This window comes from Brevibacterium sp. Mu109 (genome assembly GCF_900169375.1).
GTDB lineage: Bacteria > Actinomycetota > Actinomycetes > Actinomycetales > Brevibacteriaceae > Brevibacterium > Brevibacterium yomogidense_A.
The window spans coordinates 186,543-200,225 of sequence record NZ_FXZF01000001.1 but is presented as its reverse complement, the minus strand read 5'-3'; the positions used below and the strand labels follow the sequence as shown (position 1 = coordinate 200,225).

General features: G+C 69.4%; 12 protein-coding genes and 1 tRNA gene. 8 read left to right on the top strand and 5 right to left on the bottom strand.

Annotated elements, in window-relative coordinates:
* The first annotated feature begins 356 nt into the window (after window positions 1–356).
* Together BSP109_RS00875 and BSP109_RS00870 are read left to right on the top strand one after the other, a co-directional pair.
* Window positions 357–1,622 carry a PrsW family intramembrane metalloprotease gene (locus tag BSP109_RS00875; RefSeq protein WP_179207072.1) on the top strand — a complete coding sequence of 422 codons (1,266 nt, stop codon included), beginning with the start codon at window positions 357–359 and terminating at the stop codon, window positions 1,620–1,622.
* Complete coding sequence (locus BSP109_RS00870) at window positions 1,619–2,812, top strand: MarP family serine protease (protein ID WP_101599073.1); 1,194 nt, start codon at window positions 1,619–1,621, stop codon at window positions 2,810–2,812. Before BSP109_RS00875 ends, BSP109_RS00870 begins: the two co-directional genes overlap by 4 nt.
* A gap of 87 nt (window positions 2,813–2,899) precedes the next feature.
* Here BSP109_RS00870 and BSP109_RS00865 read toward each other — a convergent pair whose 3' ends face one another.
* The 3 genes from BSP109_RS00865 to upp form a co-directional block, all read right to left on the bottom strand.
* Complete coding sequence (locus tag BSP109_RS00865; protein ID WP_087005716.1) at window positions 2,900–3,820, bottom strand: endonuclease/exonuclease/phosphatase family protein; 921 nt, start codon at window positions 3,818–3,820, stop codon at window positions 2,900–2,902.
* Window positions 3,821–3,965: 145 nt separating this feature from the next.
* On the bottom strand, window positions 3,966–4,820 hold the full coding sequence (locus BSP109_RS00860) for a winged helix-turn-helix domain-containing protein (protein ID WP_179207073.1): 855 nt from the start codon (window positions 4,818–4,820) through the stop codon (window positions 3,966–3,968).
* A 338-nt stretch (window positions 4,821–5,158) separates the two neighbouring features.
* Complete coding sequence (upp, locus tag BSP109_RS00855) at window positions 5,159–5,794, bottom strand: uracil phosphoribosyltransferase (RefSeq protein ID WP_087005721.1); 636 nt, start codon at window positions 5,792–5,794, stop codon at window positions 5,159–5,161.
* Between the two features lie 69 nt (window positions 5,795–5,863).
* Here upp and BSP109_RS00850 point away from each other — a divergent pair, with 69 nt between their 5' ends.
* From BSP109_RS00850 to BSP109_RS00840, 3 genes are all read left to right on the top strand, one after another.
* Window positions 5,864–6,412, top strand: a complete 549-nt coding sequence (locus tag BSP109_RS00850) for a tRNA adenosine deaminase-associated protein (RefSeq protein WP_087005724.1) — start codon at window positions 5,864–5,866, stop codon at window positions 6,410–6,412.
* Between the two features lie 5 nt (window positions 6,413–6,417).
* Window positions 6,418–6,945, top strand: coding sequence for a tRNA adenosine(34) deaminase TadA (tadA, locus tag BSP109_RS00845; RefSeq protein WP_256970238.1), 528 nt, complete (start codon window positions 6,418–6,420; stop codon window positions 6,943–6,945).
* A 125-nt stretch (window positions 6,946–7,070) separates the two neighbouring features.
* Window positions 7,071–7,161, top strand: a tRNA-Ser gene (locus tag BSP109_RS00840).
* A 45-nt stretch (window positions 7,162–7,206) separates the two neighbouring features.
* Here BSP109_RS00840 and BSP109_RS00835 read toward each other — a convergent pair.
* Complete coding sequence (locus BSP109_RS00835; RefSeq protein WP_101599072.1) at window positions 7,207–8,424, bottom strand: PLP-dependent aminotransferase family protein; 1,218 nt, start codon at window positions 8,422–8,424, stop codon at window positions 7,207–7,209.
* Entirely contained in the window at window positions 8,421–9,599 is a 1,179-nt protein-coding gene (locus BSP109_RS00830) for an alpha/beta hydrolase (protein WP_101599071.1), read from the bottom strand. The genes BSP109_RS00835 and BSP109_RS00830 overlap by 4 nt, the downstream gene beginning before the upstream one ends.
* Before the next feature lie 99 nt (window positions 9,600–9,698).
* On the opposite strand from BSP109_RS00830, the gene BSP109_RS00825 reads away from it, so the two are divergent.
* From BSP109_RS00825 to tgt, 3 genes are read left to right on the top strand one after another with little or no spacing between them, the layout of a single operon-like run.
* Complete coding sequence (locus tag BSP109_RS00825) at window positions 9,699–10,823, top strand: histidinol-phosphate transaminase (RefSeq protein WP_101599070.1); 1,125 nt, start codon at window positions 9,699–9,701, stop codon at window positions 10,821–10,823.
* Window positions 10,820–12,304, top strand: coding sequence for an FAD-binding oxidoreductase (locus BSP109_RS00820; RefSeq protein WP_101599069.1), 1,485 nt, complete (start codon window positions 10,820–10,822; stop codon window positions 12,302–12,304). Before BSP109_RS00825 ends, BSP109_RS00820 begins: the two co-directional genes overlap by 4 nt.
* Entirely contained in the window at window positions 12,301–13,638 is a 1,338-nt protein-coding gene (gene tgt, locus BSP109_RS00815; RefSeq protein WP_101599068.1) for a tRNA guanosine(34) transglycosylase Tgt, read from the top strand. Before BSP109_RS00820 ends, tgt begins: the two co-directional genes overlap by 4 nt.
* Window positions 13,639–13,683: the final 45 nt, after the last annotated feature.

Genomic DNA, 13,683 nt, shown 5'->3' with positions numbered 1-13,683 from the left:
CCGTGCAGCAGGTGAACCAGCAGCACGGCTCGCAGCCGGGTCCGGGTCAGCCGGGCTCTGCGCAGCATGTTCCCGGCCAACAGCATCCCGCCATGCAGCAGGGGCCGGGCCAGCCAGGTCCAGGTGCTCCCGGGCCTGTCCAGCATGGTCAGCCCGTCCAGCCTGGTCAGCCGGGCCACCCTGCTCAGCCGGGCCCCGGCCCGCACCCTCAGCAGGCACGGTTCCAGCCTCCCGCCCAGCAGCCCCCGGTGCAGCAGCGACCCGCGGCCCAGCACGCGCCGATGCAGCACGCGCCGATGCAACCCGGCTACCAGCAGCGACCTCCTGTGCAGCAACCCGTTGTGCAGCAACCTGCCATGCGGCAGCAGATGGGTGGTCCGCAGTTCGGCTCTGCGATGGCGCCTGGTCACCCCCATGCGCAGCCGCATGTGATCCAGCAGCACCCCGGGGGACCCGCCAACGCCTCGTGGACCACGCAGTTCACGGTGCGTTCGAATGATGTGAACCCCCACAAGACGCGGAACATCATCCTCCTGATCGCGGGGATCCTGCTCACCGCGGCGCTGGGCATCGCGCTCTTCTTCATCATCCTCTTCCAGTCGATCGCCTTCAGCGGCGTCGGATTCGTCATCCTCCTGCTGTCCGGGATCCCGCTCGTGGCGATCATCGGCACCGTGCTCCTGCTCGACAGATGGAAGCCGCAGCCGTTCCTCCTCATGGCCTCGTGCGTCCTCTGGGGCGCGGTCGCGTCTGTGGTCATCACCCTCGTGGGACAGCTGATCTTCGGCGTCGCCGCATTCGCACTGACCGGGATCGACACCTCGAGCCCGGTCATCAGCGCGGTCGTGATGGCACCGGTCTTCGAGGAGACCGCCAAGACGGTGTTCCTCGTCGTGATCGTCCTCGCCGCTCGGAAGTTCTTCGAAGGCCCGCTGGACGGCTTCATGTACGGCTCGCTCATCGGTGCGGGCTTCGCCTTCACGGAGAACCTGCTCTACCTCAACAGCGCATACGCAGACGCCCAGGCCGGCGGCCTCATCGCCCTCTTCTTCGTCCGCTGCGTGATGAGCCCGCTGCTCCACTCGAGCTTCACGGCGCTCGCGGGACTCAGCATCGGCTTCGCCGCTCGCCGCGGCAAGTGGTGGATGGCTCTCCTCATGTGGGTCCCGGGGCTCATCGCCGGCATGCTCCTCCACGCGGCCTGGAACGGCGCGGCGAGCCTGCCCCTGTCGGGAGTCATGAGCCTGATCGTCATGCTGGCGATGTCGCTCATCATCGCCGTGCTCTGGTGGTCGACCGCGTTCTTCCTCTGGTACCGGGAGACGAAGACCGCCCGCGAGTCGCTCATGCGCTACGCCGGCGCCGGCTGGCTCACCGAAGAGGAGGCCAGGATGCTCGGCACGTGGAGCGGCCGCCGTGCAGGTCGCCGATGGGCGCAGGGCCCGGCACGCGGCCACATGAAGGCGATGATCCGCGTCGCCGCGAGCCTCCCCTCCGTCCGTGACAGGGTCGAAGCCGGGGTGGGTGGTCCCGCGGAGAAGGAGTACGAGGTCTTCCTCCTCAACCGCCTCGTCGCCGAGCGCAGGTCGATGATGAGGGCGATGGGGCTGCCCGCACAATGACCGCATTCGACGTCGCCCTGATCGTCTTCGCCGTCCTCGCGGGGGCGGCGGGGTGGTCTCAGGGTCTCGTCGCCGGGGCGAGCACGATGGTCGGCTTCGTCGTGGGTGCTGTCATCGGGCGTCTGGCCGGTCCGCCGCTCGCGGATCTCGCGGTCGAGCAGGGGATCGCGTCCGAGGCCGGGGCCTCAGGACTGGCGACGCTGCTGCCGCTGATCCTCGGGATCGCCTTCGCCTGCGGCGGGGGGTGGACCGGGGCGACTCTCAAGACCGCGCTGGGCGATGGCCTGGGCCGCGTCGTCGATGCTGTGGGCGGTGCGCTCACGGGGGCGGTCGCGTTCTTCCTCATCGTGTGGCTGGTCGCCGGTTGGGTGCGCACGACGCCGCTGGTGGCCGCGAACGAGGCCGTGGCGGAATCGCGCATCGTGTCCCTCCTGGACCGGATCGCTCCCGTCACCTCCGCCGAGGCCGTCGGCGCCATCTCGCAGGCACTCGCCACGAATGGGTTCCCCCAGGTGTTCGCGGGGGAATCGGAGCGCATCCGGTCCGTAGGAGAACCGGACCCGGCCATGATCGACGTGGGGCGGGAGATGGAGGACCGGACGGTGCGGGTGACGACGACGGCGTCGCAGTGCCCTGCGCTGCAGTCCGGGTCCGGCTGGGTCTTCGACGACGACCTGGTCATGACCAATGCGCACGTGGTGTCGGGGTCGACCGGGCGGATCGTCCAGGTGGGCGGTGCCGGACGGCCGTACAAGGCCGAACTCGTCGTGCTGGATGCCGCGCGCGACATCGCTGTCCTGAGGGTCCCGGGACTGGACGCGCAGCCGCTGGAGCTGGGAGACCCGCTCGCCGCCGACGACGACGCGGTGGTCGTCGGGTATCCGGAGAACGGGCCGTACACGATCTCACCGGCGCGCGTGCGTGAAGCAGTGACTGCGCAGGGCCTCGACATCTACGACGAGGACACGGTCCTGCGCGACGTGTATGCGCTGCGTGCGGTCGTCCGCTCGGGGAACTCGGGGGGTCCGCTTCTCGATGACGAAGGCAGGGCCGTCGGCATGGTCTTCGCACGATCGGGGGAGGATCCGGAGACCGGGTACGCGCTCACGCTCTCAGAGATGGAAGAGGCGCTTGCCGAGGGCAGCAGCGCTGAGGAGCGCGTGCCGGTGGGCGGCTGCACCACGCAATGAGTCGGCGGTGCTGTGGCGTGAGCAGTGCTGTGGCACCAGTGGCGCTGAGCCGGCACCGGCGAGTCGTCTCGGAGCCGTGCTGCGCGCTCAGAAGTCGTAGGAGACGAGAAGGGCCCGGTGATCGCTCGTCCCGCGGTCCTGGACCTCGTCGCCGACCGGTTCGAGGCCTCGGCTCAGGGAGTGGTCCAACCGCGTGAGGGGGAACTTCGACGGCCAGGTGAAGCCGAAACCGCCGCCCGTGGCCTTGCGGGAATCGGTGAGATCGTCGGTGAGCTCGGAGAAGTACCGGTCCGTGGACGACGCATTGAAGTCGCCGGCGACGATCACGCGCTCCGCCGAGTCGTTCTCGACGCGGTCTGCCATCGTCGTGAGCGCCGCGTTGCGCAGTGCTTCCTGACCGGGCCGCACGGACGGCAGGTGCACGGCGTAGAAGCGGACGTCACCCTGGTCGGTGCTGATGGTGGTCGCGAACGCGCGGGTCCACGAGAGGCCGAGGTCGACCTCCTCAGCCTCGCTCATCGGCCAGTCCGACCAGACGCCGACGGATCCCTCGACCTGCGAGTGGGCGTAGTGGGAGTCCATCTGGTCCTGGATGATCTGCCCGGACACCGACTCGATCTCCTGGATCGTGACGATCTCCGGATCCTGCTCGATGATGTTGAGCGCGGTCGCGGACGGTTCGGGAAGGCGGGCTCCCACGTTTTGCGTCGCGATCGTGAAGTCCGGGTCGACCGGATCGCTCGAGGGGCGGAGGAACGGCCAGAACATCGACGCCCACACGACGACGGGGATCAGGACTCCGGCGATCGACAGCAGTGAGAGTCGGAAGAGGGCGATGAGGAGCAGGAATGCGATCAGCACCCACGACCACGGCAGCATGCTGTCGACGATGAGGGCGAGCCCACGGGTCGTCGGCACAAGACTGTGCATGGCGAGCATGGCTGCCAGGACGATCCCGCTCGCAAGGATGAGGACCCCTCTGTAGGGGGAACGGCGCGGCGAAGTCACCCGGAGATTCTATGTCGCGATTCTGGAGTGATGCTGGGCGCTCGATGCCTGCTGGCCGTACGGGCTCTCTACCGGTCAGCCGCGACCGGGGCCGACCAGCCAGCCGCGCACAGCCAGCCGCGAACAGCCAGCCGCGCACAGAAGGTCAGTAGCTGGCGCGCGCCTGCCAGACCGCGACGTCGGGGTGTTCGTCGTAGCGGTAGCCCGTTCCGCGGATCGTGCGGACGATCGACGAGTAGCCGCCCAGCCGGCGGCGGAGGCGACGCACGTGCACGTCGACGGTCCTCACGTCCGGCCGTTCGCCGCCTTCGGTCCACAGCGCATCGATGAGGTCTTCGCGGGACAGCGTGCGTCCGGTGTTCGCGACGAGGGTCGCGAGCAGGTCGAACTCCTTGTTGGTGACGGTCACGAGAGCCCCGTCGGTGTGGACCTCGCGGCGGGGGATGTCGATGCGCACGGGAGCGTGCTCATTCGGATGCGACTTGGACCGGATGGCGGGCTTCGCAGGTGAGGCGACAGCGGTGAAGGGTGCGGGAGAGCCCTGGTGCGCAGGAGCCGGCAGGTCCTCGCGGTGGGCCGGAGGGCTGAGTCGGGAGGGGATGCGCTGGCGGACCGGGCCGTGCATTCCGGCGGGGCTGCCGGTGGCGGCCTGGGACCCGTTGGACACGGCGCGCACAGCGTCGATGTCGCTGCCGAGGCCGTCGGGGGCGAGAGCGATGATGGCCTGCGTCTCCGCCGCTGCGGCCAGCTCGGTCACCTGGTCCTTGAGTGCCTGTGCGATCTCCGTGAGGTTCGTGCCCTCTGCCGCCGCCTTCGCTTCGTCGAGACCGACGTAGAGGACGATGCCACGTGCCGCGCGCGGGCCGGCGGACACTCCTGACGGTCCGTAGGTGCGGGGGGCCGTCTGCGGGTCGATGGGGGTCAAACGAGCTCCGGTTCGGCGTGCGGCGCGGGCACTGCGCGGGTGGATGGGGGTGGGCTGGGGTGCGGCGGCGCTCATGGTTCTCCTGGAACGACGGGATCTGTGCGGCGGACAAATGGGCATCCGCGGTGTGCGCTGTGGAAGACCTCGTTCGCGACCGGCACAGCAGCTGTCAGTGGGCGCCGCGAACGCATGGCATCGCCATGCTGGGAACGGGGGATCGCGCGATCCCGCATCGTGTGGAGACTGACTGCATGACTGCCATTGTCATCGCGACTCGGTGAAGAAGCAAGACATTTGTGACGTTATATGACGCAGTATGACGCGTGGAGTCGCCCGTATGCCGCCCTATGAATGCCGAAGACGCCCCAGAGGCGACTCTGGGGCGTCTTCGGCGAGTGGCTGGGCTGTGCTCCTCAGACGATGCCGTAGAGGCGGTCGCCGGCGTCGCCGAGCCCGGGGACGATGTACCCCTTTTCATTGAGGCGCTCGTCCAGCGCGGCGGTGTGGACGGTGACCTCGGTGACGCCCCGGTACTTGTCCGCGATCGCCTCGACGCCCTCGGGGGCGCTGACCAGGCAGACTGCCGTGACGCTGGAGACGCCGCGCTCCAGCAGGAAGTCGATCGCCATGGCCAGGGTGCCCCCGGTCGCGAGCATCGGGTCGAGGACGAACACCTGCCGGTCGGTGAGGTCCGCCGGAAGGCGCTCCGCATAGGTGTGGACGTCGAACGTCTCGTCGTCCCGGACCATCCCCAGGAACCCGACCTCGGCGGTGGGCAGCATCTTGAGCATGCCCTCGAGCATGCCCAGGCCGGCGCGCAGGATCGGGACGACCACGGGGCGGGGAGCGGTCAGCGCCGTGCCGGTCGTCGTGCTCACCGGAGTGGTGACCTCCTTGGGCTCCGTGCGGATCCCACGAGTCGCCTCGTAGGACAGCAGCATGACGAGTTCGTCGGTGAGCGTGCGGAACCGGGACGAATCGGTCTGCTCGTCCCGCAGGACGGTGAGCTTGTGGGCGATGAGGGGGTGATCTGCGACGTGGAGGTCCATGGGTGCGAATCTACCGGAGGGCGCTCGATCCGGCAGTGACATCCGCGGCGAATCGGCGACAATGGAGGCATGTCGTACTTCACTGCAGTGATGTCCCGGACCGATGACGGCTTCCGTCTGCTCGACCTCGTGGTCGAGGACGTGGCGGACCTCGCGGAGCTCGCCGATCTCATCGACGGTGCCGGTGACGGCTCCGCAGACGGCGACGCGATCGCGGTGATCGAGCATGAGGACGAGTGGTTCGCGTTCGTCCGCGTGGTGGGGGAGGAGGCGACCGTGTTCCTGTCCGACGTGCGGGCTGCAGCGCATAGCCCGTATGCGGACCTGTTCGCGGACTACCTCGACTCCCAGCCGGACGAGTACGAGGAGGATGACGTCGTCGATCCGGACGAGGAGCTCGAGGAGGATTCCGACGACGAGGATGAGGACGAGCCGCAGATGCTCGACTTCGAGGCGCCTCCGCTGTGGAGCGGCGATGCCAGCCTGTTCGCGGGGGACGGGGTGCAGGCCGCCGAGCTGCTGGACCAGCTCGAGCGCCACAGCTCCGACCCTGCGCGCATCGTCGCGCACGTGGGCGAGGCTGTGGGGTTCGCGGAGGTCCTGGAAGCATCGCGCTGACCTCCATGACGTCATCGGACAGTGCTCCCGGGCTGTCGGCCGGGCCGGTGCCGCGCGCGGGCCTGGCGCCGCTGCCCGAGCACGAGGCGTGGATGAGGATGGCGCTCGCCGTCGCCGCCGAGGCCGCCGCCTCATCCGATGTGCCCGTCGGTGCCGTGGTGGTCGACTCGGACGGTGCCGTGCGAGGGCTCGGGCACAACGTGCGGGAGGCCGTCCACGACCCCACCGGGCACGCCGAGGTCGTCGCCCTGCGGGCCGCCGCCGCGGACCTGGGTCGCTGGCGGCTGGACGGCACGGTCCTCGTGGTCACGCTCGAGCCGTGCGTCATGTGCACGGGTGCGGCGGTGGCCGCGCGTGTCGACGGGATCGTGTTCGGGGCCTGGGATGACAAGGCCGGAGCCTGCGGATCGGTGTGGGATCTGGCGCGCGACCGTGCGTCACTGCATCGCCCGACCGTCTTCGCCGGCATCCTGGCTGACGAATGCGCTGCGCTGCTCACCGACTTCTTCGCCGCGAACCGGGCCGCTGACTGATCCGGCTCGCTGAGTGTGCTGACTGGCACTGCTGACTGCCGTCGCAGCGGCGTGTTCCAGGTGCGTGCCGCAGCTCACGGCGACCGATTTGGGTGACGAGCCGCCGCGTGTGTACAGTTATCCGCGGTAGCGTGTCCGAGCGGCCGAAGGTGCGACACTCGAAATGTCGTGTAGGGCAACCCCCTACCGTGGGTTCAAATCCCACCGCTACCGCCATGTGAAACGCCGGGTCTCAAATATTGAGACCCGGCGTTCTCGCGTTCACCCGTCCAGGCGCTCGATCGACCTCCGCAGGCGCGCGATCCCCTCACCCATCCGGTCGACTGTCGTGCCGGAGAAGCTCAGCCGGATGTTCGTGTTGGGCCGTGAGTCCGCGAAGAACGGACCGCCGGGCACGAATGCGACGCCCTCCTCGACCGCGGAGGCCGCCAGCTGCTTCGAGTCGACGCCCGGGATCTCCAGCCAGGTGAAGAACCCTCCGCCGGGGCGCGTCCACGAGGCCCGCTCGCCCAGCCCGTCCGTGAGCGCATCCATGAGTCCCGCGCAGCGTGCCGCGTAGGCGCCGCGCAGCACCGGCAGGGACGCCGCGTAGTGGCCCTCCGCGATGTAGGACTCGAGGATCGTCTGCCCCAGGGCGCCCGCGCACTGGTCCGTGTTCGTCTTCGCCTGCGCCATCGCGTCGATGACGGTCGCGGGTCCGCAGGCCCAGCCCATCCTCGTGCCCGGTGTGAAGGTCTTCGAGAACGTGCCCATCTGCACCGTGACGTCCGGGCCCAGTGCGTAGAGCGAATCGATGTACGAGCCGTCGAACGCGAGGTCGCGGTATGCGACGTCCTCGAGCACGAGCAGGCCCAGCCGCCGGGCGATCTCCACGACCTCGCGGCGCCGCTCGAGCGACAGGCGGAGCCCGGACGGGTTCTGGAAGTCGGGGATGACGTAGACGACCTTGGGCGGGTGGCCAGCCGCGCGCGCCTGCTCGTACGCCTCCTCGATGCTGGCCGGGATCAGCCCGTCCTCGTCGTTGCGCATCGAGAAGCAGACGCCGTCGTGCGACCGGAACACGCTGAACGCTCCCAGGTACGACGGGGCCTCGACGAGCACCGCGTCGCCGTGGTCGAGCATCGACTTCGACACCAGCGTGATCGCATCGACGCCGCCGGACGTGACGATCAGATCATCCGCACCCGGAGTGACGCCCTGCGTGCGGGTGACCTGCCCGCGCAGCACCTCGCGCAGCGACGCGATGCCGTAGTTGGGCGCGTACTGGAGTGCGACCTCGGGCTTCGACGCGATGGCCTTCGACGCGGTCTCGCCCAGCAGCTGAGTGTCGTAGAGGCTGGGGTCCGGGAAGCCGCCGGAGAAGTCGACGAGGTCGCCGCCGGCCGATGCCAGCGCCAGGATGGCGGACAGGTCGCTGGGGCCGCCCTGCGCACGTGCGGCGAGTCTGGGGTACCACTCATCGTGGGTGATCTCAGTCATGACCGCATCCTAGGGCCCGCGGTGGGTGCTGCCGTCGAGGTGCCCGCCGCCGAGGTCCCCCGCGGCAGGACGTCCGCAGTCAGGAATCCGCGGGCGAACCGCAGGAGGCCGGAGAAGGCGTCGACCTGCGCTGCGGGGTGGGAGAGGAAGAGGTCGTGCATCGCGCCGGGGATGCGGTTGAGCGCCACGGTCCTGCCCAGGTGGATGGACCGGCGGGCGATCGCGTCGACGTCGAGGACGATGTCCGTCGCCTCCATCTCCGGGTCGTATCCGATCTTCCGCAGGCTCTTCGTCGATGTCTGGACGAGGACCGGCGCGTCGATCTCCAGTCCGTCCTCCACGGCTGCGTGCCCCGCGAAGATCGCGCGGATCCAGCCGGCGTACACGGGGAAGGAGTCCGTGGGCTTGAGCCGGGCGTCATACGGCAGGCGGCCGTGCGTCGCGGACGTCGCCACGGCGGAGTAGTTCGGCATGTGCAGACGCAGCGGGGTCGTGGCGGACCGTCCCCGTCCCAGGAACGGCTGGAGGACCTTGCGGATGGTCGTCGAGTACTGGAACTCGAGCCATGGCGAGTTGAGCGTGATCCCGCTCAGGCGTCCGGGGTTGCGGTCCGCCCACAGCACGGCGATGAGCCCCCCGGTGGAGTGGCCCGACACGACGATCCGCCGCCCGGGAGAGGTCTCCTCGATGACTGCGAGCGCGGCTTCGAGGTCTGCGTCGTACTCCGCGAGGTCCGTGATGTACCCCGGTCGCTGCACGTGCTCGTCGTCGTCCGGTCGGGGCGAGTGCGCCTTCTCGACGCGTTCGGGGTCGAGGTTCCGGCCGTAGCCGCGCAGGTCCAGTGCGTAGAAGTCCGCGCCCATGTGCGACCAGAATCGGGCGAGGTGCGCGTGGTAGAAGTAGTCCGACCAGCCGTGCAGGTAGAGGATCGCGACGTCGTCCAGGAGGTCGCGGGGCATCGAGTCCTCCAGCGTCGCCCAGGTGTCCCGGTCGATCGCCGCGCGGGGTGCCCCGGAGGCAGGGTCGTACGCGACGAGTGTGGCCTGCTCGTCATCCGGCAGCGGCAGGTCGAGGGAGCGGAAGCCCCCTCCCAGCACGTCGGGCCGCCACGCATGCGTGGCGCCGTATCCGCGCGGAGGGTGGTGGGCGTCAGGTGCGGTGGGCTCAGCATCCATACCTCCCAGTATCAGCCATGCCGTATCAGCCGTGCCGTATCAGCCATGCCATCGGCAGGCCCCGGCCCCCGGGTCAGGGTGAGGTGGCAGAATCTATGCATGACGAACTTCCGCGTGCGCCGCTCCCTGGCCGACACTCCCGCCTATATCCCGGGTCGTCCTCCCGCCGCGGTGGAGGGGATGACCAGCTACAAGCTGTCGTCGAACGAGAGCCACCTCGGACCGCTGCCCGCGGTGGTCGACGCGATCACCGGGGCGGCCGACACCCCCGCCCTCTACCCGGACCCCGCGGGGACGGACCTCACCGCAGCGCTGGCCCAGTTCCACGATGTGGGGACGGACCAGGTCGTGCTGTCGGCGGGATCGTCGGAGAGCCTCTCCGCGCTCGTCGGGATCACCCTGGAGCCCGGCGCGCAGGCGGTCTACCCGTGGCCGTCGTTCGAGATGTACCCGCAGCTCACCAGCTTCGCGGGCGCGGACCGCATCGCCGTGCCGCTCACCGCCGACGGCCGCCACGACCTGCCGGGCATGGCGGAGGCGATCACCGAGCACACCCGGCTGGTCCTCCTCTGCTCGCCCAACAACCCCACCGGCGCGGTGCTCGGCGACGCGGAGTTCGACACCTTCATGTCGCAGGTGCCCGAAGACCTCATCGTCGTCCTCGACGAGGCGTACGTGGAGTTCGCGGACGGCAGCGAGGCCGCCGCGCGCATCCGCACGCCGGAGGGCAACCTCGACGCACCGGTCGATGCGGAGCAGGCGCTCGCCACGTACTCGAACCTCGTGGTGCTGAGGACGTTCTCGAAGGCGCACGGACTGGCGGGGCTGCGGGTCGGCTATGCCGTCGCGCACCCCGCGATCATCCACGAGATGCGCAAATCGATCGCTCCGTTCAGCGTGGGCGCGGCGGGCCAGGCGGCGGGTCTCGTGTCGCTCGCCCTGCGCGACGAGGTGCTCGTGCGGGCGAAGGAGGTCGGCGCCGCGCGTGACGAGCTCGCCGCCCGGCTGCGCGAGATCGGCCTGGCCGTTCCTCCCAGCGGCGGGAACTTCGTGTGGGTGCCGCTGGGCCAGCACGATTCCGCTGCGTTCTCCGAGGTGTGCATGGCCCACGGCCTCGCCGTGCGCAATCTGGGCTCGGGCGTCCGGATCACCGTCGGTCCGCCGGAGGCGATGGAGAGGCTCGTGGCCGTCGCACAGGAGTTCATGCAGGGTCGCGACGCATGACGGCGGCGCACACCGGCGGCACGGATCCAGCTGTCCTCACCGAGCCCGCCGCCCTCGGTCTGACCGCGCCCGGGGTCCCGGTCGACCTCGCGCCCCTCGTCGAGGCTCTCAGCCCGGGCGCCGTCGTCGACGACCCGGATGTCATCGCAGCGCACTCGAAGGACCGCGCGGTGTTCGCGCCGATCGGCACCCCGCGGGTCCTCGTCCGCGCACGCAGCACCGGGGACGTGCAGGCCACCCTGCGCTTCGCGCATGAGCGCCGTGTGCCCGTCATCCCGCAGGGAGCGCTCACAGGACTGTCCGGCGGAGCGAACGGTGTCGATGGCGCCATCCTCCTGAATGTGGCCGGGATGGGCGGCATCCTCGACATCGACACGGTCGAGCAGACCGCGACGGTGGAGCCGGGTGTCCTCAACCGGACCCTCAAGGACGCGCTCGTCGAGCACGGACTGTCCTATCCGCCTGATCCGGGATCGGTCGACATCTCCACGCTGGGCGGGAACGTCGCAACGAACGCGGGCGGTCTGTGCTGTGTGAAGTACGGCGTCACGAAGGACTACGTCCGCCGTCTGACGGTCGTCCTGGCCGACGGTTCGATCACGACGGTGGGGCGGCCCACGGCCAAGGGGGTGGCGGGGCTGGACCTCGCCGGCCTCTTCGTCGGGTCGGAGGGGACGCTGGGCGTCGTCGTCGAGATCGTCGTCGAACTGATCCCCGCGATCCCAGACCCCATCACGGGAGTGGCGCTCTTCGACGACATCCGCGACGCTGCGCGCACCATCACGGAGTTCATGTCGTCCGGAGTGACGCCCTCGCTGCTGGAGATCCTCGACGGGCAGTCGATCGCGTGCATCAACGACTACGGCGACTTCGGTCTGCCGGAGGGCGCTGCGGCCATGCTGCTGGTCCAGGCGAACGGTGACGGATCGCTCGAGCGCGCGGCTGCGGACCTCGCGGTGTTCGAGCGGATCGCGGAATCCCAGGGAGCCACCGAGGTCACGATCTCCGACGACCCCGCCGACTCGGAGATGTTCATCGCCGCGCGCAGATCTGTGGGCCACGCGCTGGAGAAGTACGCGATGGCGAACGGCGGGGGCGAGCTCGTCGACGACGTGTGCCTGCCGCGTGCGGCACTGGCGGAGTTCTTCACGCGGATACAGGGCATCGCGGAGGAGCACGATGTGCTGATCGCCGTGGCCGGGCACGCCGGTGACGGGAACATGCACCCGAACGTGCTCTTCGACGCGCAGGATCCGCCGTCCGTCGCCCGTGCCTATGCCGCATTCGACGCGATCATGGCGACGGGTCTGGAGCTCGGCGGGACGATCACGGGAGAGCACGGTGTGGGAGTGCTGAAGAACAGGTGGCTGGCGAAGGAGCTCGATCCGGTCGCGCAGCGGCTCCACGTCGCGATCAAGAGGGAATTCGATCCGCGGGGCATCCTCAGCCCCGGCAAGATGCTGGGAGAGCTGGCGGGATGACTGAGACGACGACCTCGGCAGCGGACGCTGCCCGAGCGAATGCCGGCGGAGCTCATGCTGCCGGTGCCCCGGCTGGCGGGGACGCTGCTGGTGGAGACACCGCCGGCGGAGACACTGCTGCGGACCGCACGCAGTTCGGCTTCGATGTGGGGACGACCATGTCGGGCGGAGGCCGGACGGGGACGATCCGCACGCCGCACGGAACCATCGCGACGCCTGCCTTCATCCCCGTCGGCACGAAGGCGACGGTCAAGGCGGTGAAGCCGGAGGACGTCGACGCGCTGGGTGCGGACGCGGTCCTGGCGAACGCCTACCACCTGTTCCTGCAGCCGGGCGCGGACATCGTCGACGAGGCGGGTGGGCTGGGCGCGTTCATGAACTGGCCCGGCCCCACCTACACCGACTCCGGCGGCTTCCAGGTGATGAGCCTCGGCGTCGGCTCCAAGAAAGTGCTCACCACGGAGTTCGCGGGGAAGGACCGCTCCGACCTGCAGACCGTCGACAAGGAGCGCCGCATGGCGAACGTCGACGAGGACGGAGTGACCTTCCGCTCGCACCTCAACGGCGACATCCACCGGTTCACGCCGGAGGTGTCGATGCAGGTCCAGCACCAGCTGGGTGCGGACATCATTTTCGCGTTCGACGAACTGACGATGCTCACGAATACGCGGGCGTACCAGGAGGAGTCCCTCGAACGGACCCGCCGCTGGGCGGAGCGCTGCGTGACGGAGCACGTCCGGCTCACCCAGGAGCGTACGCACAGGCCCTACCAGGCGCTGTTCGGCGTGCTCCAGGGCGCACAGTACGAGGACCTGCGGCGGACGGCCGCCCGCGACCTCGGAGCGATGGACTTCGACGGGTTCGGGATCGGCGGTGCGCTGGAGAAGGAGAACCTGGGCACCATCGTCGGCTGGGTGTGCGAGGAGCTGCCGGAGGAGAAGCCGCGGCACCTGCTGGGCATCGGCGAGCCGGATGACCTGTTCGCAGCGATCCGTCGGGGCGCCGACACGTTCGACTGCGTCTCCCCGTCGCGGGTCGCGCGGAATGCCGCCGTGTACTCCCGGGACGGCCGCTACAACATCTCCGGCAGCCGCTACAAGAGGGACTGGCAGCCGATCGACCCCGAGTGCTCCTGCTACACGTGCGCCCACCATTCGCGGGCGTACCTGCACCACCTGTGGAAGGCGAAGGAGATGCTGTTCTCCACCCTCTGCACGATCCACAACGAGCACTTCATCGTGCAGCTCGTCGCAGAGATCAGAGGGGCGATCGAGGACGGGCGCTATGACGAGCTCGAGGCGGAGGTCATGGGGCGCTACTACGCGAAGAGGTGACCGCGAAGAGGTGACACTGAGCGCCGGCTACCTGGTTGAATGGCG